Annotated in this window: 14 protein-coding genes and 2 pseudogenes; 10 read left to right on the top strand and 6 right to left on the bottom strand. The window is 69.8% G+C overall.

Translation table 11 applies throughout. From position 1 onward, the window contains the following. Nucleotides 1-18 precede the first annotated feature (18 nt). From mycP to eccCa, 4 genes are all read right to left on the bottom strand, one after another. Complete coding sequence (mycP, locus tag AB0L56_RS13645) at nt 19-1,287, bottom strand: type VII secretion-associated serine protease mycosin (protein ID WP_365422580.1); 1,269 nt, start codon at nt 1,285-1,287, stop codon at nt 19-21. 149 nt (nt 1,288-1,436) lie between these two features. Next, nucleotides 1,437-2,945, bottom strand: a complete 1,509-nt coding sequence (locus AB0L56_RS13650; RefSeq protein WP_365422583.1) for a hypothetical protein — start codon at nt 2,943-2,945, stop codon at nt 1,437-1,439. A 56-nt stretch (nt 2,946-3,001) separates the two neighbouring features. Then, nucleotides 3,002-3,502 (bottom strand): hypothetical protein, encoded by a 501-nt coding sequence (locus tag AB0L56_RS13655; RefSeq protein ID WP_365422586.1) that lies wholly within the window; start codon nt 3,500-3,502, stop codon nt 3,002-3,004. Between the two features lie 51 nt (nt 3,503-3,553). Continuing rightward, nucleotides 3,554-7,519 carry a type VII secretion protein EccCa gene (gene eccCa / locus AB0L56_RS13660; protein WP_365422589.1) on the bottom strand — a complete coding sequence of 1,322 codons (3,966 nt, stop codon included), beginning with the start codon at nt 7,517-7,519 and terminating at the stop codon, nt 3,554-3,556. Nucleotides 7,520-7,681: 162 nt separating this feature from the next. On the opposite strand from eccCa, the gene eccD reads away from it, so the two are divergent. From eccD to AB0L56_RS13690, 6 genes are all read left to right on the top strand, one after another. Next, nucleotides 7,682-9,151 (top strand): type VII secretion integral membrane protein EccD, encoded by a 1,470-nt coding sequence (eccD, locus tag AB0L56_RS13665; RefSeq protein WP_365422592.1) that lies wholly within the window; start codon nt 7,682-7,684, stop codon nt 9,149-9,151. 227 nt (nt 9,152-9,378) lie between these two features. Beyond that, nucleotides 9,379-9,666 (top strand): 30S ribosomal protein S15, encoded by a 288-nt coding sequence (gene rpsO, locus AB0L56_RS13670; protein WP_043504552.1) that lies wholly within the window; start codon nt 9,379-9,381, stop codon nt 9,664-9,666. 363 nt (nt 9,667-10,029) lie between these two features. Then, nucleotides 10,030-12,249, top strand: a complete 2,220-nt coding sequence (locus AB0L56_RS13675) for a polyribonucleotide nucleotidyltransferase (RefSeq protein WP_365422596.1) — start codon at nt 10,030-10,032, stop codon at nt 12,247-12,249. Further along, on the top strand, nt 12,246-13,625 hold the full coding sequence (locus AB0L56_RS13680; protein WP_365422599.1) for a pitrilysin family protein: 1,380 nt from the start codon (nt 12,246-12,248) through the stop codon (nt 13,623-13,625). Before AB0L56_RS13675 ends, AB0L56_RS13680 begins: the two co-directional genes overlap by 4 nt. Nucleotides 13,626-13,651: 26 nt before the next feature. Further along, nucleotides 13,652-14,404, top strand: coding sequence for a 4-hydroxy-tetrahydrodipicolinate reductase (gene dapB, locus AB0L56_RS13685; protein ID WP_365422602.1), 753 nt, complete (start codon nt 13,652-13,654; stop codon nt 14,402-14,404). A gap of 12 nt (nt 14,405-14,416) precedes the next feature. Next, nucleotides 14,417-14,860, top strand: a complete 444-nt coding sequence (locus AB0L56_RS13690) for a hypothetical protein (protein WP_361024313.1) — start codon at nt 14,417-14,419, stop codon at nt 14,858-14,860. Nucleotides 14,861-14,884: 24 nt separating this feature from the next. Here the strand turns inward: AB0L56_RS13690 and AB0L56_RS13695 are convergent, their stop codons facing one another. After that, nucleotides 14,885-15,442: a hypothetical protein gene (locus tag AB0L56_RS13695; protein WP_365422606.1), complete on the bottom strand. Its 558-nt coding sequence runs from the start codon at nt 15,440-15,442 to the stop codon at nt 14,885-14,887. A gap of 113 nt (nt 15,443-15,555) precedes the next feature. Next, nucleotides 15,556-15,795 carry a hypothetical protein gene (locus tag AB0L56_RS13700; RefSeq protein WP_365422609.1) on the bottom strand — a complete coding sequence of 80 codons (240 nt, stop codon included), beginning with the start codon at nt 15,793-15,795 and terminating at the stop codon, nt 15,556-15,558. A 202-nt stretch (nt 15,796-15,997) separates the two neighbouring features. Between AB0L56_RS13700 and AB0L56_RS13705 the strand changes: the two are divergent. From AB0L56_RS13705 to AB0L56_RS13720, 4 genes and pseudogenes are all read left to right on the top strand, one after another. Then, nucleotides 15,998-17,194: pseudogene (locus AB0L56_RS13705) on the top strand (FAD-dependent thymidylate synthase); the annotation flags it as partial. Nucleotides 17,195-17,197: 3 nt separating this feature from the next. Then, a pseudogene (gene thyX, locus AB0L56_RS13710) lies at nt 17,198-17,647 on the top strand (FAD-dependent thymidylate synthase); the annotation flags it as partial. Nucleotides 17,648-17,858: 211 nt separating this feature from the next. Further along, nucleotides 17,859-18,761 carry a 4-hydroxy-tetrahydrodipicolinate synthase gene (gene dapA, locus AB0L56_RS13715; protein ID WP_365422612.1) on the top strand — a complete coding sequence of 301 codons (903 nt, stop codon included), beginning with the start codon at nt 17,859-17,861 and terminating at the stop codon, nt 18,759-18,761. Between the two features lie 152 nt (nt 18,762-18,913). Beyond that, nucleotides 18,914-20,599 (top strand): ribonuclease J, encoded by a 1,686-nt coding sequence (locus AB0L56_RS13720; protein ID WP_365422615.1) that lies wholly within the window; start codon nt 18,914-18,916, stop codon nt 20,597-20,599. Nucleotides 20,600-20,957: the final 358 nt, after the last annotated feature.

Here is a 20,957-nt window from a genome sequence, read left to right on the forward strand (position 1 = left end):
GTATTGGAATCGGTGGCCTTAGCGCTGTGAGCCCTGCTCGGGTCCGGGCCGGGATGGTGGTCCGTATGCAGGCGGCTGCTGTGGCTCGGCGTAGGGGGAGTGGCTCGGTAGGAAGGGCGGGGCCGCAGGTACCGGGTTCGAGCGTCTGCGGCGGGCGCTCAGGGTGGGTACGGCGACGGCGCCCGCGAGAAGCGCGGCGGCTGCCACGCCGAGGGCCACCCATGAGGCACTGACCCCGTCGTTGCTGCTCGCAGCGGCATTGGAGGGCTTCTGCTTGTCGGTGGTGGCCGCGTCGTTGTCCCCCGCTCCTGGGGACGGTGACGTCCCGGCCGACGCGGACGGCGAGGCGGCTGCCCCCAGGTCGGGCAGGGGATATTCGTCCGCGGGACCTGGATCACCCGGGTCCTTCAGCGCAGCCCGGGGACGGACGACGCCGTAGCCGAAGTCGTCATTCCGGGTCCAGCTCTCTTCGTTGCCCTTCATCGTGTTGATGAGGACGCGGAGCACTTGGTGGTTGGTCCATTCAGGGTGCTTCGACCAGATGAGTGCCGCGGAGGCGGATGCGATGGCGGTGGCATCGCTGGTGCCTTCGGAGCGGCAGACCCGGGTACCGGAGAGACACGCGGAAACCATGTTGTGCCCTGGGGCGGTGACGTCGACTTCTGCTCCGTGCTGTGAGATGGGGAGCCGTTCAATCTTCTCCGTGATGGCCCCGACGCCCACAACGCCTGGGGTGGACGCAGGATATTCCGGGAGGTTCGACGTGTTGCCCCTGTTGCCGGCTGCTGCGAAGATCAGCTTGCCCTTGGCGATGGCGTACTGCACTGCCGAAGCGAGTTCCGGCGTCCCGACGTTCTTCCTGCCCGGCGCGTTCGAGCTGCCCATGGAGATGTTGATGATCTGCGCTTCCGTGTCCGCCGCGTAGCGGATGGCCCGTGTCAGGACGCGTGAGTACTCCGCCTTGCCGTCGACCTCACCGAAGTCCTCCATGGCGTAGCGCATCCGGATTGGGAGGATCTTGGCGTCCGGCGCGAGACCGTAGGAGCCCTGCTCCTGTCCGCGTGCACCCGTGGCCGCGATCAACGCCGCGATCGACGTCCCATGGCCTTCTATGTCGGTGTGCTCATCGCCCTGCTGTTTGGAGTAGTCCTTGCCGTCCAGGACTTGGCCCTTCAGGTCGGCAAGGGAGTTGTCGACGCCGGAGTCGATGACGGCGACGGTCATGCCGTTGCCGGTGCTGACCTTCCACATGTCCTCGGCGTGCATGGCGTCGAGGTGCCACTGCATGTCACGAACCGATTCGGCGTGGGCGGGGGTGGCGGCAACGCCCACCAGCAACAGGCCGAGAGCAGCCGATGCAACTGAGAGAGGCCGCCGTGATCCCTTGCTGCTGGCGCGCATGTGCCTTCCTGGTGTGCTGAGGTGATCTTGGAGGGTCAGTCGACGACAGGCGGAACCGCACGACGGTCCCTGCGAGCCCAAGTCTCTTCCCCTTCCTCTAGGTAATCCGGACGCTCCCCCTGATCCTGCGGACGGTCCCGGCGGGAGATCGATTGGGGGGTCGGGTGCGCGCCGCCGCTCACACGACCGGTCGGACCGTGGGCAGATCCGCCGGTGCTCGACTGGCGCACCAGGCCGACGCCTCCTGGCGTGAAGGGACGTGCGCCGGTGGATCCCGGCTGAGCCGGCCGACTGCCGACGACACCACCCGTTTCGGATGCGAGGCGCCGTGCCCCGCTGGTACCGCTCTGTCCGGCTGCGCCTCCAACAGACGGAACTCCAGCAGTCAGAGCACGGCCTATGGGCGCATGGCCCTGCGCTGCACGCCCCTGGCCGACATCGGTGCCGATCACGGTGCCCCGCGGGATGCCGGTGGCCGGCCTTCCTGCACCGGGCACCACCGGACGCCCTCCGACGATCCCGGTCTCGCCGGGAACACGCAGTCGGTTACCGGCGGGCGTTCCCTGACCAGGGAGCAGAGAAGGGCGAGGGGTTGGCGTGATCTGCTGAGGACCGGACGAACCGGAGACATGGCTACGGCCGGGCATCGTGGGCGGGACGATCACCGGCTGAGAGGTGTGCCCGACGTCGGCACGCGAGCCGGTGATGGCCTGAGGCGGCGCCAGGCTATGAGGTGCCGGGGAGCGACTGTCGGGCATGGTGGCCACGCCGTCGATCTCCATGGCGGCCGGCCTTGTCGGCGTATGTTCCCCATGGGATGTCGGAACGCCACCGGACGGGGCCGCATAGGTTCCGGCCGGTGCCGTTGCGGGAGCGCCGGTACGTCCTTCAGGCGCACCGACGCCCGGGGAAGGCGTGGTCGCTGCGGAAGGGCCCCCCGACACGGCGATGTCTCGACCCGTACTCCGCCACTCCTTCGACTCAAGGTGGTCGGCAGGCGGCGCAAATGTAGGCGGCGGCACGCTGTTCACCTGCTGGGCCGAGTACTCGTAAGTCTGCGCCAACTTCCGCAGCTGCTGGATCGCCTCGGCCCGCGCCGCCTCCATCCGCTGCTGCGCCGCCGTCGCGTCGGACTGGGCCGTCTGCGCCAGCTGGCGGGCATCGGGGTCGTTACGAGCACCCGGGTCCTGTGCCGCCGCGAGGGTCTTCCGCGCGTCGGCGAGGTCCGCCTTGGCCTGGGTCGTCTCGGACGTGGCCGGCATCGCCGCCTTGGCCTCGGCAACCGCCTGGGCGACCGTCGCCATCCAGCGGGACGCCACCTCGGCGTACTGGCCCAGGCGGAGCGTCGCTGCCGCGCTCTGTCCGCCCCAGTTGCGGAAGGCGTCGCCGCCCTCGCCCTGCCACTCGAGGCCCTTGACGTACGTCATGAGGTCGTCGCCGATTCCGGTGATCGTCGACGAGGCTTTGGAGAGCTTCGTGGCGAGGTGGGAGGCACTCTCCGAACTTGCCGAGTCGAGGAGTGCGGCCAGCTGCTCGTGGGTCATGGACTCGAAGTCCGTGCGAGCGAGTGTCGGCTTCCGCCGTCCGGGCTGATCAGCCATTACAGACCCTCCTCACTCTCGCCGGCGGGCGCCTGCCCGGTGCCCCGCTGCTCCACATACGGATCCCGCTCCACGACGTAGTACTTCTCCGCCTCCGCGTTGACCGCCCTCATCCGCGCCTTGATGTCCGCGTCCAGGTTCTCGTAGCCCACCCGGGACGCGTGTACCGCCAGGCCCATGCCCTCGATCTGCGCGCCCAGGGCCTTGGAGAGTTTCTCCAGCTCGTCGTGGACGATGGCGTACGAGTCGTAGAGGAACTGTGCTTCCTTGAACTCCGCGGAGCCCAGCTGGGCGCGTGACAGGCGGTCCCGGCCGACCCGGGCCGGTGCGGCCTCGGAGTCGTCCAGTTCCCGCAGGAGTTCGTCGACGCGCTTCTTGAAGCCCTTCATGGCGCTGTGCTGGATGTCCAGCGCCATCGCCGGGTTCACACCGGACAGCGTGTCGAACGCCTTCCCCGTGTCCGGCGCGCCGCCCGTACCGCCGCCCCCGTTCGTACTCACCTCAACTGCCTCCCCGTGATTCCCCGTTGTCCCCCGATCCCGTCGATCACCCTAATGCCGTTGCGGAAGCAAGCCCACCTGAATCAGGGGCGTGCCGCGCTTCCGTGACACGAACACGCCACGTCCGGGAGGCATGGGCCGGGCCCGCACATTGCCCAGGATGTCGCCCTCGCTGGGGTCGCCCGACAGGACCAGGCCCTGGGCGCCCAGTTCCTTCAGGCGCTGCATGAATGACTCGAACATCGCGCGGGACGCGCCGGCGGAGTTCCGCGCGATGACGAACTTCACACCCACGTCCCGGGCGAAATGCAGGTGCTCCACCAGCTGGGACAGCGGGTTGCCGGAGTTGGTGGCGACCAGCTCGTGGTCGTCGACGATGACGAACAGCTGCGGGCCGCTCCACCAGCTGCGGTCGCGCAGCTGCTGCGGCGTGATGTCCGGCTTGGGCGCCCGCTTCTCCATGAACTGCCGTACGGCATCCATGTGCACCTGCATCGCCGACGCCATCGGGGCGTACTCCAGCAGATGGCTCTCCGGCACCGCCTCCAGCATCGTGCGCCGGTAGTCGCCGACCACGATGCGCGCCTCGGCGGGGGTGTAGCGCTCGGCGATCTGCTTGGCGATCAGCCGCAGCAGGTTGGTCTTGCCGGACTCGCTCTCGCCGAAGACGAGGAAGAAGGGGTCGGTGTCGAAGTCGATGAACACCGGCTCCAGGCCGGCCTCGTCGATGCCGATCGCGATGCCGTGCTGCGGGAACTCGAAGCCCTTGGGCAGCTGGTCGGCAGGCAGCTTGCGCGGAAGCAGACGCACGGTCGGGGCCGGCGGGCCCTGCCAGTTGTCCTTGACCGTCCGGACCAGCTGCATGGTGGCGTCGGACAGGTCGTCCGCCGTGGAGGCCGAGTCGATCCGCGGCAGCGCCGTCATGAAGTGCAGCTTGGCGGGAATTTGGCCCCGGCCCGGCACTCCGGCCGGCACATTCAGGGCGACCTTGCGGTCGAACTCGGAGTCCATGGCATCGCCGAGGCGCAGCTCCAGACGGCCGAGGATCTGGTCCTTGAGGACCGCACGCACCTCCATGTAGCGGGAGGCGGACAGGATCACGTGGACGCCGTGCCCCAGTCCCCGGGCGGCGATGTCGTTGACGATGCCCTCGAGGCCCTCGTAGTCGTTGCGGAAGTTGCCCCAGCCGTCGATGACGAGGAAGACGTCGCCCCACGGCTCGCCGGGCAGGTCACCCGCCGCGCGGCGCCGGCGGTACGTGGCGACCGAGTCGATGCCGTGGGCCCGGAAGAACTGCTCGCGGCGGTTGAGGACACCGGCGACCTCGGCGACCGTACGCCGCACCCGCTCCGGGTCGAGGCGTGAGGCGACGCCGCCCACGTGGGGCAGATCGGCCACCGCGGACAGGCCGCCGCCGCCGAAGTCGAGTCCGTAGAACTGCACCTCGTGCGGGGTGTGCGTGAGCGCGAAGGAGGCGATCAGGGTGCGCAGCAGGGTCGACTTGCCCGACTGGGGGCCGCCGACCACCAGCATGTGACCGGCCGCGGCGGAGAAGTCCTGGTAGAGGATCTCCCGCTTCTGCTCGAACGGTTTGTCGATCAGACCGAGCGGGACGCTCAGGCCGCCCGGTACGGGGTAGTCCGCCGGGTGGACGCCCCGCTCCGCCGAGACGGTCAGCGCGGGCAGCAGCTCGTCCAGCGACGGGGCCCGGTCCAGCGGCGGCAGCCAGACCTGGTGCGCGGGCACACCCTGCCCCTCCAGCCGCTGCACGACGACGTCCAGGACCGTGTCGGCCAGCGCGTCGTCCTCCTGCCGCCGGTCGGGCGTGCGGGCCCGCTCCGGGTCCGGCGCCGCGTACGTGACCGGCACCGGGGCCGCGGTGAACAGCGCGGGCCGGCGCTCGACGGGCATCGTGCTCCCGCGCCCGGCGTCCGGGTCGCCCGCGCGGTACGCCCCCGACACGTACGCCGCCTTGAACCGAACCATCTCGTCCGTGCCGCACTTCAGATACCCCGAGCCGGGGACGGACGGCAGATGGTAGGCGTCCGGCACGCCGATCGCGGCGCGGGACTCGGCGGCGGAGAACGTGCGCAGGCCGATGCGGTACGACAGATAGGTGTCGAGGCCGCGCAGCCTGCCCTCCTCCAGGCGCTGCGAGGCCAGCAGCAGGTGCACACCCAGCGACCGGCCGATGCGGCCGATCTGGATGAACATGTCGATGAAGTCGGGTTTCGCGGTGAGGAGTTCGCTGAACTCGTCGATCACGATCACGAGAGAGGCCAGCGGCTCGAGCGCGGCGCCGGCCGCGCGCGCCTTCTCGTAGTCGTGGATGTTGGCGTAGTTGCCCGCCGCGCGCAGCAGTTCCTGCCGGCGCTGCAGTTCGCCGCGGATCGCGTCGCCCATGCGGTCGACGAGGGTCAGGTCGTCGGCGAGGTTGGTGATGACGGCCGCGACGTGCGGCATCCGGGACATGCCCGCGAAGGTGGCGCCGCCCTTGAAGTCCGCCAGGACGAAGTTGAGGGTCTCCGAGGAGTGGGTGACCGCGAGGCCCAGCACCAGGGTGCGGAGCAGCTCCGACTTCCCGGAGCCGGTCGCGCCGACGCACAGGCCGTGCGGGCCCATGCCGTCCTGCGCGGCCTCCTTGAGGTCGAGCATCACGGGCCGGCCGTCCTCGCCGACGCCGATCGGCACCCGGAGGCGCTCGGGTGTCGACCTCGGCCGCCAGGTCCGCGCCACGTCCACGGTCGCCGCGTCTCCCAGCCCCAGCAGTTCGGTGAAGTCCAGGTTGGCGAGCAGCGGTTCGTCGTCGTCCCCGCCCCCCAGGCGCAGCGGCGCCAGCTGCCGCGCGAGTGCTTCGGCGGCGGGCAGGGACAGCCCGTCGGGTTCGCCCTCGTACGCGATGCCGGCTCCCGAGTCGAGCCATAGCCGCTCCGGGCGCACGACGACCGACAGGTCCCCGCGGGGCTGATCCAGCTCACCGGGGACGACCTCGACGATCGTCACGCCCTGCAGGCCTTCCGCGGCGGCGAGGGCCGAGGTCGGGGGGACCATGCCGCCGTCGAGGACGATCAGGAGGTGCGGCTGGTCCAGCAGCGGCCGGCCCTCCCGGCTGAAGCGGGGACGGCCGTCCAGCCGGTCCGCAAGCAGCTGTTCCAGTTCGCCGAGGTCGTCCCCGAAGAGGCGGCGGGTGCCGGCCCCGTCGAACGAACCCGGTGCCTGGCAGTGCGGAAGCCACTTCGTCCAGTCCCACTGGTCCACGGTGCCCGGCGCCGTCACGACGGCGAGCACGAGGTCTTCCGGAGAGTGCAGCGTGGCGGCCTGCGCGACCAGCGCCCGGGCGGCCGCCCGGGCATGGCCCGGATCACCGGAGACCGTCACGTGGTAGAAGGCGCGCAGCGAGACGGCGACCGGCAGGCCGTCCAACTGGCCGTGCACGGAGAGGAATCGCTGCATGGCACCCGCGCACAGCGGCTCCAGCTCGTCGACCGGCGCGGTCTGCGGCGCGGTCAGCGGTGTCGCCAGCTGCTGCGGGCCGAGACCGAGCCTCACCTGCCCGAAGTCGGCGTCCCCCATGCGTCGTTCCCATACCCGGCTGCCCTCGGCGACCACCGCCCAGAGCTGCTCGGGGGCGGGGTGCAGATACAGCTGCGCGTCCCGCTGGCGGCGGGCCGTCCCGCGGACCTTGCGGCGGGTCTGCGCGAGATAACGGAGGTAGTCGCGCCGCACATCGGCCATTTGCCCCTGTGTACCGCGGCGGTAGCGGACGATCTGGGCGATCACCATCGCCGCCGTCGACACCAGCATGACCACGCCCATGATCCGCATGAACGGATGGGCGTTGGGGGAGGCGAAGTAGAACACCACCGACGAGCCCATGCCGAGCGTCGGCAGCACCTGCATCAGCATGCCCTCCTGCTGCCCGCGCGGCAGTTCTGGAGGATTCTCCAGGTGCAGCTCGTCCGAGGGCACTTCGGGCGGCAGCGTACGCGGTGGGCGCTTGATGACGATCTGGCTCACCGAGGCATCAATCCCCCTGTACGGACGATCGGTTGCACACCGCACCCCCGTGGTGACGGTCGTCCTCCGCACTCAGAGGATCCTACGTGCCACCACCGACAGTGCCTGTCGGTAGGGTTGCGCCCCGCAGCGTACGCATCCGCGAACAGGGGGGCAGTGAAGGTGACTACGACCACGGCGACGGGGTTCTGCCGGATCACGGTGGTGGCGCCCGACAGCCGTATCGACGTGGCGCTCCCGGTCGACATCCCCGTGGCCGACGTCTACCCGGAGATCCTTCGGCTGACCGGCCAGACCCAGCAGACGGGCGCTCCGACGGGGTATCACCTGGTGCGGCGGGACGGCAGGGTCCTGGACGGCGCCCGCACGCTCGCCGACGAGCGGATCCTCGACGGGGACGTCCTCAGCCTGCGGCCCTTCGCCCAGTCGCTGCCGCCCGCCGTCCACGACGACGTGCCCGACGCGGTCGCCTCCGCCGTGGTCCGCGACCGGCATCTGTGGAGCGACGAACTGCTGCGCGCCGCGGGGCTGACCGGAGGCGCCCTGCTCCTGCTGCTGCTCGCGTTCGTCCTGTGGTCCGCCGACCCCGTGCGGCACGACATGCACGGCCTGCCCGGCGTCATCGCGGGCGGGCTCGGCCTGCTGCTCACCGCTTTCGCGGGCGTCCGCGCCCGGGTCTACGACGACCGGGCCTCGGCGGTCTCTCTGGGCCTCGGCGCCCTGCCCCTGCTCCTCGTCGCCGGGTCCGGGATCCTCGCCGCCCCGGACGGGCAGGGGCCGGGCAGGCTGCAGTTCATGCTGGGCTGCGCGGCCGTGCTGGTGGCGTCGGTGGTCCTCCTCGCGCTCGCCCCCGGATCGGACGCGCCCTTCGTGGCCGCCACGTTCGTCGCGGCCGTGGGCACCCTGGCCACCTTCGGCGTCATCGCCTCGGGGGCCTCCGCGAGCGATGCCGCCGCCGTGTGCGCGCCCGGCGCGATCGGTCTGGTCGCGTTCCTGCCCGGCCTGTCCGCACGCTTCGCGCGGCTGCCCATCGGCTACGCCGCCCCGCGCTCCGCCCTCGACGACGAGTTCGACCCCGACCCGTCCCAGACGCCGGACGCCGAGGCCCTCGACGCCGAACGCATCGCCGCCCAGGCGCGGCGCGGCCACGAACTGCTGCTGGGCCTGGTGGGCGGTACGTCGGCCGTCGTCGTGGCGTCCGCGGCGGTCCTGGGCTTCTCGGACAACGTGTGGGGCCGGTTGCTGGCGCTCGCCGCCGGGGTGTCGATGCTGATCCGGGCCCGTCTGTTCCGCTACACCTCCCAGGTCACCTGCGCCCTGGTCGCCGGCATCGGCTCCGTCGCCGTCCTGCTGCTGGGACTGGTGCTGAACCCGCCGGCCGAGGCCCTGACCGAGTTCGTGCTGCACGGCGACAGGGGAGCCCTCGACCTGCGGACGATCTGGCTGTCGGCGGCCGTCACGGCCGGGGCCGTGCTGATCACCGCCATCGGCCTGGTCGTCCCCCGCAAGGGACTCTCGCCCTTCTGGGGCCGCTTCCTCGACCTCACCGAGTCGGCCGTCCTGCTCACGCTCGTACCGTTGTGCCTGGCAGCACTGGGCGTCCTCACCGCCGTACGCGCCATGACGGGCTGAACCGCCAACGCGCCATAACCGGCTGAGGCGCCCGGCGCCCAGCCGGCGAAAGGACCGGGCCGATGCCCTGGTACCCTGACTGACGGCCGTTTGTGTACGCACCCCCGGAGCGAGCTCTCGCTCTGGTGGCCGCGCCCAGCGGATCCCCGCCTTCCGAGTCATGGAAGACCCCCCGAGACGCAGACCGGGGGCACTCGGTGGCCACTCACAGACTATGAGGAGTACGCGTGTCGCTCGACGCCGCAGTGAAGAAGCAGATCATCTCCGAGTTCGGTACCAAGGAGGGTGACACCGGCTCCCCCGAGGTCCAGGTCGCTCTGCTGTCCCGTCGGATCTCCGACCTGACGGAGCACCTCAAGACCCACAAGCACGACCACCACTCCCGTCGTGGTCTGCTGATCCTGGTCGGTCAGCGCCGCCGGCTGCTGCAGTACCTCGCCAAGAAGGACATCCAGCGCTTCCGTACGCTGGTCGACCGCCTCGGCATCCGCCGCGGTGCGGCGGGCGCCAAGTAGCACGCCGTGAAGGGAGCGGTTCCCTGGGACAAGGGGACCGCTCCCTTTGCTGTACGTGCGGACTGTCACCACGCCTTTGTAGTGTGGTAACACAACGCACGAGACACGACTCAGTGTGATGACCCGGACCGCATCGGGTACGCGGTCCCAAAGGCACCACCGACCGACGTCATCGGACGTCACCACGCACGAGGAGGAGCGCACCTCGCCGCCGCCGGTCCTCGGTAGTGGCCCCCGGGAGAGTGAACCCCGGGTGCTTCGATCGAAGACCGGCCCGCACCAGTGGAGCGCTTCTCCGCCACCGTCCCTCCCGCCACACGGGCGAGGCGGGACAAAAGACGACAAGTAACGGAGAAAACGCTAGTGGAGAACGAGACCCACTACGCCGAGGCCGTCATCGACAACGGCTCCTTCGGCACCCGCACCGTCCGCTTCGAGACGGGCCGCTTGGCCCGTCAGGCCGCCGGCTCCGCCGTGGCCTACCTGGACGACGACACGATGGTGCTGTCGGCCACCACCGCCTCCAAGAACCCCAAGGACCAGCTCGACTTCTTCCCCCTCACGGTGGACGTCGAGGAGCGGATGTACGCCGCCGGCCGGATCCCGGGTTCCTTCTTCCGCCGCGAGGGCCGGCCCTCCGAGGACGCCATCCTCACCTGCCGCCTCATCGACCGCCCGCTGCGCCCGTCCTTCAAGAAGGGCCTGCGCAACGAGATCCAGGTCGTCGCCACGATCATGGCGCTCAACCCCGACCACCTGTACGACGTCGTGGCGATCAACGCCGCCTCCGCGTCCACGCAGCTGGCCGGTCTGCCCTTCTCCGGCCCGATCGGCGGCGTCCGCGTCGCGCTGATCCGCGGCCAGTGGGTCGCCTTCCCGACGCACAGCGAGCTCGAGGACGCCGTCTTCGACATGGTCGTCGCGGGCCGCACCCTGGAGGACGGCGACGTCGCGATCATGATGGTGGAGGCCGAGGCCACCGACAAGACCATCAAGCTGGTCGAGGGCGGCGCCGAGGCGCCGACCGAGGAGGTCGTCGCCGCCGGTCTGGAGGCCGCGAAGCCCTTCATCAAGGTGCTCTGCCGCGCGCAGGCCGACCTCGCCGCCAAGGCCGCCAAGCCGACCGCCGAGTTCCCGATCTTCCTGGACTACCAGGACGACGTCCTCGAGGCGCTGACCAGCGCCGTCAAGCCCGAGCTGGCCCAGGCGCTCACCATCCCCGGCAAGCAGGAGCGCGAGGCCGAGCTGGACCGCGTCAAGGCGCTCGCCGCCGAGAAGCTCCTGCCGGAGTTCGAGGGCCGCGAGAAGGAGATCTCCGCCGCGTACCGCTCGCTGACCAAGTCCCTGGTCCGTGAGCGTGTCATCAAGGAGAAGAAGCGCATCGACGGCCGCGGTGTCACCGACATCCGCACCCTGGCCGCCGAGGTCGAGGCCATCCCGCGGGTGCACGGCTCGGCGCTGTTCGAGCGTGGCGAGACCCAGATCCTGGGCGTCACCACCCTCAACATGCTCCGCATGGAGCAGCAGCTGGACACCCTCTCCCCGGTGACCCGCAAGCGCTACATGCACAACTACAACTTCCCGCCGTACTCCACCGGTGAGACCGGCCGCGTCGGCTCCCCGAAGCGCCGCGAGATCGGCCACGGCGCCCTCGCCGAGCGCGCGCTCGTGCCGGTGCTGCCGACGCGTGAGGAGTTCCCCTACGCCATCCGCCAGGTGTCCGAGGCCCTCGGCTCCAACGGTTCGACGTCCATGGGCTCCGTGTGCGCCTCCACCATGTCGCTGCTGAACGCCGGTGTGCCGCTGAAGGCCCCCGTCGCCGGTATCGCCATGGGCCTCATCTCCCAGGAGATCGAGGGCGAGACGCACTACGTCACCCTCACCGACATCCTCGGTGCGGAGGACGCCTTCGGCGACATGGACTTCAAGGTCGCCGGCACCAAGGAGTTCGTGACCGCCCTCCAGCTCGACACCAAGCTGGACGGCATCCCGGCCTCCGTCCTGGCCGCCGCCCTCAAGCAGGCCCGTGACGCCCGCCTCCACATCCTCGACGTGATGATGGAAGCGATCGACCGGCCGGACGAGATGTCCCCCAACGCGCCGCGGATCATCACCGTGAAGATCCCGGTCGACAAGATCGGCGAGGTCATCGGCCCCAAGGGCAAGATGATCAACCAGATCCAGGAGGACACCGGCGCCGAGATCACGATCGAGGACGACGGCACGATCTACATCGGCGCCTCCGACGGCCCGGCCGCCGAGGCCGCCCGCGCCACCATCAACGGCATCGCCAACCCGACGATGCCCGAGGTCGGCGAGCGCTACCTGGGTACGGTCGTCAAGACCACCACGTTCGGCGCGTTCGTCTCCCTGCTGCCCGGCAAGGACGGTCTGCTGCACATCTCGCAGATCCGCAAGCTGGCCGGCGGCAAGCGCGTGGAGAACGTCGAGGACGTCGTCGGCGTGGGCCACAAGGTCCAGGTCGAGATCGCCGAGATCGACTCCCGCGGCAAGCTCTCCCTGATCCCCGTGATCGAGGGCGAGGACGCCTCCGACGACAAGAAGGACGACGCCGACAAGTGACGTCCCGTGGCTTCAAGGCGACGGCCCGCACCTCCTCGGAGGCGCGGGCCGTCGCCCGTACCCAAACCCTCATCAAGGGCGAGAACGGCATCGGCACGGTCCGCAGGACCACCCTCCCGGGCGGCCTGCGCATCGTGACCGAGACCCTGCCCTCGGTCCGCTCGGCGACCTTCGGCATCTGGGCGCACGTCGGCTCCCGCGACGAGACCCCGGCGCTCAACGGCGCCACCCACTACCTGGAGCACCTGCTCTTCAAGGGCACGTCCCGCCGGTCCGCCCTGGACATCTCCTCCGCCCTCGACGCCGTCGGTGGCGAGATGAACGCGTTCACGGCCAAGGAGTACACGTGCTACTACGCACGCGTGCTCGACACCGACCTGCCGCTCGCCATCGACGTGGTCTGCGACATGCTCACCGGCTCGGTGATCCGCCAGGAGGACGTCGAGGTCGAGCGCGGCGCCATCCTCGAAGAGATCGCCATGACCGAGGACGACCCGGGCGACTGCGTGCACGACCTGTTCGCGCACACCATGTTCGGCGACAACCCGCTCGGCCGCCCGGTCCTCGGCACGGTCGACACGGTCAACGCCCTCACCGCCGACCGCATCCGCCGCTTCTACAAGAAGCACTACGACCCGACCCACCTCGTGGTCGCCTGCGCCGGCAACGTCGACCACAACAAGGTCGTACGCCAGGTCCGCGCCGCCTTCGAGAAGGCCGGCGCGCTCACGGATTCCGCCGCCGAGCCGGTCGCCCCGCGCGGCGGACTGCGCGCCCTGCGCACCGCCGGCCGCGTCGAGCTCATCGGCCGCACGACCGAACAGGCGCACATCGTCCTCGGCATGCCGGGACTGGCCCGCACCGACGAGCGCCGCTGGGCCCTCGGCGTGCTGAACACCGCCCTCGGCGGAGGCATGTCGTCCCGCCTGTTCCAGGAGGTCCGCGAGAAGCGCGGCCTGGCCTACAGCGTGTACTCGTACACCTCCGGATTCGCCGACTGCGGCCTGTTCGGCGTATACGCGGGGTGCAGGCCGTCGCAGGTGCACGACGTGCTGAAGATCTGCCGCGACGAACTCGACCAGGTCGCCGCGCACGGACTGCCGGACGACGAGATAGAGCGCGCCATCGGCCAGCTCAGGGGCTCCACGGTCCTCGGCCTGGAGGACACCGGAGCGCTGATGAACCGCATCGGCAAGAGCGAGCTGTGCTGGGGCGAGCAGATGTCGGTCGATGAGATGCTGGCCCGGATGGCCTCGGTCACCCCGGACGACGTCCGCTCGGTCGCCCGCGACATCCTGGGACGGCGGCCCTCCCTGTCGGTCATCGGCCCGCTCAAGGACAAGCAGGCGGCCCGGCTGCACGACGCCGTCGCCTGACGATCACCGTTAAGGAAGCAACGAAGATGAGCAAGCTGCGCGTGGCGGTCCTCGGAGCCAAGGGCCGGATCGGTTCCGAGGCGGTACGGGCGGTCGAGGCCGCCGACGACATGGAGCTGGTGGCCGCCCTCGGCCGGGACGACAAGCTGGAGACCCTGGCCGAGCAGGGCGCCCAGGTCGCCGTGGAGCTCACGACCCCCGCCTCGGTCATGGGCAACCTCGACTTCTGCGTACGTCACGGCATCCACGCCGTCGTCGGCACCACCGGCTGGACCGACGACCGCCTCGCGCAACTGCGGGGCTGGCTCGACCAGTCCCCGGAGACGGGCGTCCTCATCGCACCGAACTTCTCCATCGGCGCGGTGCTCACCATGAAGTTCGCGCAGATCGCCGCCCCCTACTTCGAATCCGTCGAGGTCGTCGAGCTGCACCACCCGAACAAGGTGGACGCCCCCAGCGGCACCGCCACGCGCACCGCCCAGCTCATCGCCGAGGCCCGCCGCCAGGCCGGCAGCGCCCCCGCCCCGGACGCCACGGCCACCGCCCTGGACGGCGCCCGCGGCGCCGACGTCGACGGGGTCCCGGTGCACGCGGTCCGGCTGCGCGGACTCCTCGCCCACCAGGAGGTCCTGCTCGGCGGCGAGGGCGAGACCCTCACCGTTCGCCACGACTCCCTGCACCACAGCAGCTTCATGCCCGGCATCCTGCTCGGCGTCCGCCGCGTGGTGACCACTCCCGGCCTGACCTTCGGGCTGGAACACTTCCTCGACCTGAGCTGAGCCCGGCAGCCCATGCGCGCGAAGATCTCCTACGCCGTCACGGCCGCCGTCCTGGTCGTCTACTTCGTCCTGGTCGGCAGCCGGGGCGTGCTGCTCATCGAGGCCGGTACGCCGCTCACCGTCACGTTCGGTGCCGCGGTGCTGATCCTGCCCGTCATCGGCGTCTGGTTCCTGTGGAAGAACACCGAGTTCGTCCGCAACGCCAACCGGCTCGCCGCGCTGCTCGACGCCGAGGGCGGTCTGCCCGTCGACGAGCTGAAACGTCTGCCCAGCGGCCGGATCGACCGCGACTCGGCCGACGAGGTGTTCGCCCGGCGCAAGGCCGAGACGGAGGACGCCCCGGACGACTGGCGCAGCTGGTTCCGGCTCGCCGTCGCCTACCACGACGCCCGCGACACCCCGCGCGCCCGCAAGGCGATGCAGCGGGCGATCACCCTGCACAAGACCGCGTCCTGAGCGCGCGTGGGGGAGCAGGGCCGCTCAGCCGCTGCGGTACTCGGCGGCCCACGCCTCCACCGTGTCGGCCGCCCGGTCGAAGGCCAGCTGGTCGCGGGCCAGGAAGTCCGCGTTGTGCGAGGTCAGCAGCGGCGCCGGCTCGTCGTCCGAACGCCCGCGCCGGGCCAGGACCAACGCCTGCCCCTGCACCGTCCGCGGCAGCCCCAGCCAGCGCACCGGCTGCTGCACCGTGCGCACGGAGACGACGTCGCCCCATGCCGTCGTACGCGTGCCGAGGAAGGCCACGTGGCGCAGCCCCCGGGCGCTCACCCACACGCCCATGCGCAGCAGCCGCAGCGCGGAGGCGACGATGACCAGAGCGATGGCGAAGACCGTCCCGGCGGACGCCGGCGTCGCGGTCGCCGCGATGATCACCCCGGCGAACAGCACGAACGAGGCGAGCAGCAGCAGGAGTGCCGAGGCCCCCACCCGCCATGGGCCCGGACGGTACGGACGCCGCCAGCGGTCCCGGTCGTCGTACGGCAGGGCGACGTCCTCCGCCGTGTCGAAGGCGCGGTCGGCCGTCAGGAAGGGCAGGGGCACGGCGGGTCCTCACTCGATCCATGCATGGGCTGTGCCCGGTGAGGCTACCGATCTGTGTCACCGGTCACCACCCTCGGGGTCCGGATGGCGCCGGTGCCGGCGGACGTGGCGGCTCAGCGACCGTCGGTCGCCTGTGACTGCTGTGTCTCCGCGCCGGACGGCCCGGCCGACATCGCGGGCATGCCGATGACCAGGGAACCCACGAGCCCTGCGACCAGGGTGAGCCCCAGCAGCCAGCGCCCGGCTATCTGACCGGCGGAGGCCCGCTCAGGGGGCGGTGGGACGACATTGCTGCGGAACCTCTCCGCCTCGGCGACGAAGGCGAACGGTACGGGTTCGCGCCGACCGACCATCAGGGGTGCCTCTCCCTTCGGGTGTCAAACGAATCACGGTCACCAGAACAGACGAACGGCAGCCCCGGAAAGTGCCCACTTTCACCGAATTCGCAGAAGTTCGGCGCTGTATGTCGTCTCCCGGCGCCGAAGACCCCGTTGTCGGTGCCGCGCCGTAAAGTGGGCGCCGCCCGAGAGACGTGATGGAAGGATTCCCCGCGCCGTGACCGACACTCCCGCCGACGACCGCAAGCCCGGCTTCCGCAGTGATGTGACAGTCGAGCTCGTCAAGCACACCGCATCCGACGCCGACGTGCTGTTCGCCGCCCGCGTCTCGACCGTCGGCGAGCAGTCCCTGGCCGAGCTGGACAAGGACCCCGAGCGTTCCAGGGGGCTGATCAACTACCTGATGCGGGACCGGCACGGCAGTCCCTTCGAGCACAACTCGATGACCTTCTTCGTCAGCGCCCCGATCTTCGTCTTCCGCGAGTTCATGCGGCACCGGGTGGGCTGGTGTCTCGCCGGCGATACGGAGATCACGCTGGAGAGCGAAGCAGGCAACCTGCGTCGACGAACCATCGCCGAGTTGTACAAGCTCTGGCATGTGGGCGTCGAGGACCGGTTGCCGCACTCGGCAGGTGGCGTCACCTGGCACGGCCGGGCCGGTAAGTGGATGGCGCAGGTCAAGCGAGCCGAGACCAACCACTATCTCGGGCTCTACGAGAACCGTGAGGCGGCCGAATCGGCCGTGGTGGAGTTCCGGGAGCAGCACCCCACGACGCGTCTGCGCAAGCTGGAATCAGTGCGCCGCAACCATGTGCGGTGCTACGACGAGGATTCGCTGCTGGCCCAGCGGGCCAGGATCATCGATGTCATCCAGTCCGGCGTCAAACCCCTGATCCGCATCACCACGGCCTCCGGCAAGACGCTGCGCTGCACAGTGGATCACGCGGTGTTCACACCGGAAGGGTGGCGCAAGGCGGGGGAACTGGTGGTGGGGGACGCGGTCATGGCAGCGGGCACGGCCCCGCGCCCGTCCGAAGCCCTCGTTCCGCCCAGTCTGCGACGAGGCATCGGAGTGTGGACCGCCATGCAGCGTCAGCGGCTGATCAAGGACTTCGACACCTGTCATCTCTGCGGGGGCGGCTTCCCTCGCGATCAGCTGGCTCTCGACCACGTGATTCCCGTGGCACGCGACCTGGTCCAGGCGCTCGACGAGAGGAACCTCGCCCCGGCGTGCGCACCCTGTCATGCGACCAAGAGCGCCGGAGAGCAGGCACTGGCGCAGCGCGGCGGGAAAATCGCCAAGGCAGTTCCGGATCGGGTCGTGAGCATCGAGGACGAGGGCGAGGAGATGACCTACGACCTGTCCGTGGAGGGCCCGTGGCACAACTTCCTCGCCAACGGCATCGTCGTACACAATTCGTACAACGAGGAGTCAGGGCGCTACAGGGAACTCCAGCCGGTTTTCTACGTCCCGGACGAGTCCCGGAAGCTGGTGCAGGAGGGCCGGCCCGGCAAGTACCGCTTCGTCGAGGGCACCCAGGCGCAGCAGGAGTTGGTGGGCCGAGTCATGGAAGACTCCTACCGGCAGGCCTACCAGGCGTACCAGGACATGCTGGAGGCCGGAGTCGCACGTGAGGTGGCTCGCGCGACCCTCCCCGTCGGCCTGTACTCCTCGATGTACGCCACCTGCAACGCCCGCTCGCTGATGCACTTCCTCGGGCTGCGCACCCAGCACGAGCTGGCGAAGGTCCCGTCCTTCCCGCAGCGGGAGATCGAGATGGTCGGCGAGAAGATGGAGGCGGAGTGGGCCCGGCTCATGCCGCTGACCCACGCCGCTTTCAACGCCAACGGACGTGTGGCTCCGTAGCGGGCTCCGTTTCCGCCGACGAGTACACAGGTGCGGAGCAGTCGCGCGAAGCGTCCGTATTGCAGCATTTCGCGAAGTTCATCTAGCCTGATCAAACGGGCCCGGTACTGCCTGAACCCCCGAGCAGGCAGTGCCGGGCTCCCCCTTTGCCTCACCTTGTCGCCTCCCCCGAGGGAGCACCCCGACCTGAGCAACGAGTAGCGTGTAACCCATGGCTCCGACCTCCACTCCGCAGACCCCCTTCGGGCGGGTCCTCACCGCCATGGTCACGCCCTTCACGGCGGACGGCGCACTCGACCTCGACGGCGCACAGCGGCTCGCCACCCACCTGGTGGACGCAGGCAACGACGGCCTGATCATCAACGGCACCACCGGCGAGTCCCCCACCACCAGCGACGCGGAGAAATCGGACCTCGTACGGGCGATCGTGGAGGCCGTCGGCGACCGCGCCCACGTCGTGGCCGGAGTCGGCACCAACGACACCCACCACAGCACCGAACTGGCACGCGCCGCGGAGCGCGCCGGCGCGCACGGTCTGCTAGTCGTCACCCCGTACTACAACAAGCCCCCGCAGGAGGGCCTCTACCGGCACTTCACGGCCGTCGCCGACTCCGCCGGGCTGCCGGTCATGCTCTACGACATCCCCGGCCGCAGCGGCGTCCCGATCAGCACGGAGACGATCGTCCGCCTCGCCGAGCACCCGCGCATCGTCGCCAACAAGGACGCCAAGGGCGACCTCGGCCGCGCCGGCTGGGCCATCGCGCGCTCCGGCCTCGCCTGGTACTCCGGCGACGACATGCTCAACCTGCCCCTGCTCTCCATCGGAGCGGTCGGCTTCGTCTCGGTCGTCGGCCACCTCGTCACCCCCGAGCTGCGCGCCCTGGTCGAGGCGTACACCTCCGGGGACGTGCAGAAGGCCACCGAGATCCACCAGAAGCTGCTGCCCGTCTACACGGGCATGTTCCGCACCCAGGGCGTGATGACCACCAAGGCCGCGCTCGCCCTCAAGGGCCTCCCCGCCGGCCCCCTGCGCGCCCCCATGGCCGAGTGCACGCCGGAAGAGATCGAGCAGCTCAAGATCGATCTTGCTGCAGGCGGGGTACAACTTCAGTAACCAGACTTGGCGCGGCCGCTCGCGCAGACGTACTTCACAACTGAATACGCGGGACACCGGTGCCCGCACCCCACAACGACAATTGCTTCTGCACGAACGTCATGCGCGCCACGTGCCCACCGGTACGTGGCGCGTGTGGTGAGGAGAGTCTTTTGAGTCATCCGCATCCTGAACTCGGCCCGCCCCCGCCGCTCCCCGAAGGCGGCCTGCGGGTCACCCCGCTCGGCGGCCTCGGCGAGATCGGCCGCAACATGACGGTCTTCGAGTACGGCGGCCGCCTGTTGATCGTCGACTGCGGCGTGCTCTTCCCCGAGGAGGAGCAGCCCGGCATCGACCTGATCCTGCCGGACTTCTCGTCCATCCGGGACCGCCTCGACGACGTCGAGGGCATCGTCCTCACCCACGGCCACGAGGACCACATCGGCGGCGTCCCCTTCCTTCTGCGGGAGAAGCCGGACATCCCGCTGATCGGCTCCAAGCTCACCCTCGCCCTCATCGAGGCGAAGCTCCAGGAGCACCGCATCCGTCCGTACACCCTCCAGGTGGCGGAAGGGCAGCGCGAGCGCATCGGCCCCTTCAACTGCGAGTTCATCGCGGTCAACCACTCCATCCCCGACGCTCTCGCCGTCGCCATCCGCACCCCCGCCGGCATGGCGGTGCACACCGGCGACTTCAAGATGGACCAGCTCCCGCTGGACAGCCGCCTCACGGACCTGCACGCGTTCGCCAGGCTCAGCGAGGAAGGCATCGACCTCCTGCTGTCCGACTCCACGAACGCCGAGGTCCCGGGCTTCGTCCCGCCCGAGCGCGACATCTCGAATGTGCTGCGTCAGGTCTTCGCCGGCGCCCACAAGCGGATCATCGTGGCCAGCTTCGCCAGCCACGTCCACCGAGTCCAGCAGATCCTGGACGCGGCGCACGAGTACGGCCGCCGGGTCGCCTTCGTCGGCCGGTCCATGGTCCGCAACATGGGCATCGCCCGTGACCTCGGCTACCTCAAGGTCCCGCCGGGCCTGGTCGTTGACGTCAAGACCCTGGACGACCTGCCGGACAGCGAAGTCGTCCTGGTCTGCACGGGCTCCCAGGGCGAACCGATGGCCGCCCTGTCCCGGATGGCCAACCGCGACCACCAGATCCGCATCGTCGACGGCGACACGGTGATCCTGGCGTCGTCGCTCATCCCCGGCAACGAGAACGCGGTCTACCGCGTGATCAACGGCCTCACGCGCTGGGGCGCCAACGTTGTCCACAAGGGCAACGCCAAGGTGCACGTCTCAGGCCACTCCTCGGCCGGCGAACTGCTGTACTTCTACAACATCTGCCGTCCGAAGAACCTGATGCCGGTCCACGGCGAATGGCGCCACCTGCGCGCCAACGCCGAACTGGGCGCCCTGACCGGCGTCCCGCACGACCGCATCGTCATCGCCGAGGACGGCGTGGCCGTCGACCTCGTCGAGGGAAAGGCCAAGATCTCCGGCAAGGTCCAGGCGGGATACGTCTACGTTGACGGCCTCTCCGTCGGTGACGTCGGCGAGCCGGCGCTCAAGGACCGCAAGATCCTCGGTGACGAGGGCATCATCTCCGTCTTCGTGGTCATGGACGCGTCGACCGGAAAGATCACGGGCGGTCCCCATGTCCAGGCCCGCGGCTCCGGCATCGAGGACTCCGCCTTCGGCGACGTGATCCCGAAGATCACGGAGGCCTTGGAGCGCTCTGCCCAGGACGGTGTGGTCGAAGCCCATCAGCTGCAGCAGCTCGTCCGCCGCACGCTGGGCAAGTGGGTCTCCGACACCTACCGGCGCCGGCCGATGATCCTCCCCGTAGTGGTCGAGGTCTGACGGTCTGCCGGACCCCACGTAGGAGCGAACAGGGAGCGGGGCGCCTCGGATTTGCATCGGGGCGCCCCGCTCCAGTACGTTTACAGCTCCCCCCGATCGGGCACCCGGTAGATTCACGCGCCGGAACCTGTCCCCGGAGGGGTGGGAAAACCGGCTCAGAATCTCTGATAAAGTCGGGTCCGCCGGAAAGGGAAACGCGAGAGCGTGAACCTGGAAAGCACCGAGAAAATCGGATCGGAAAGATCTGATAGAGTCGGAAACAGCGAAGGGAAGCGCCCGGAGGAAAGCCCGAGAGGGTGAGTACAAAGGAAGCGTCCGTTCCTTGAGAACTCAACAGCGTGCCAAAAGTCAACGCCAG

The sequence above is a fragment of the Streptomyces sp. NPDC052079 genome (assembly GCF_040680275.1).
Taxonomy (GTDB): Bacteria; Actinomycetota; Actinomycetes; order Streptomycetales; family Streptomycetaceae; genus Streptomyces.

Bases quoted from the DNA above. Each gene is read 5' to 3' on its own strand.
- dapB (WP_365422602.1), top strand. From the start codon at position 13,652: ATGAGCAAGCTGCGCGTGGCGGTCCTCGGAGCCAAGGGCCGGATCGGT.
- AB0L56_RS13650 (WP_365422583.1), bottom strand. From the start codon at position 2,945: ATGACCCACGAGCAGCTGGCCGCACTCCTCGACTCGGCAAGTTCGGAG.
- dapA (WP_365422612.1), top strand. From the start codon at position 17,859: ATGGCTCCGACCTCCACTCCGCAGACCCCCTTCGGGCGGGTCCTCACC.
- AB0L56_RS13690 (WP_361024313.1), top strand. From the start codon at position 14,417: ATGCGCGCGAAGATCTCCTACGCCGTCACGGCCGCCGTCCTGGTCGTC.
- AB0L56_RS13700 (WP_365422609.1), bottom strand. From the start codon at position 15,795: ATGGTCGGTCGGCGCGAACCCGTACCGTTCGCCTTCGTCGCCGAGGCG.
- mycP (WP_365422580.1), bottom strand. From the start codon at position 1,287: ATGCAGTGGCACCTCGACGCCATGCACGCCGAGGACATGTGGAAGGTC.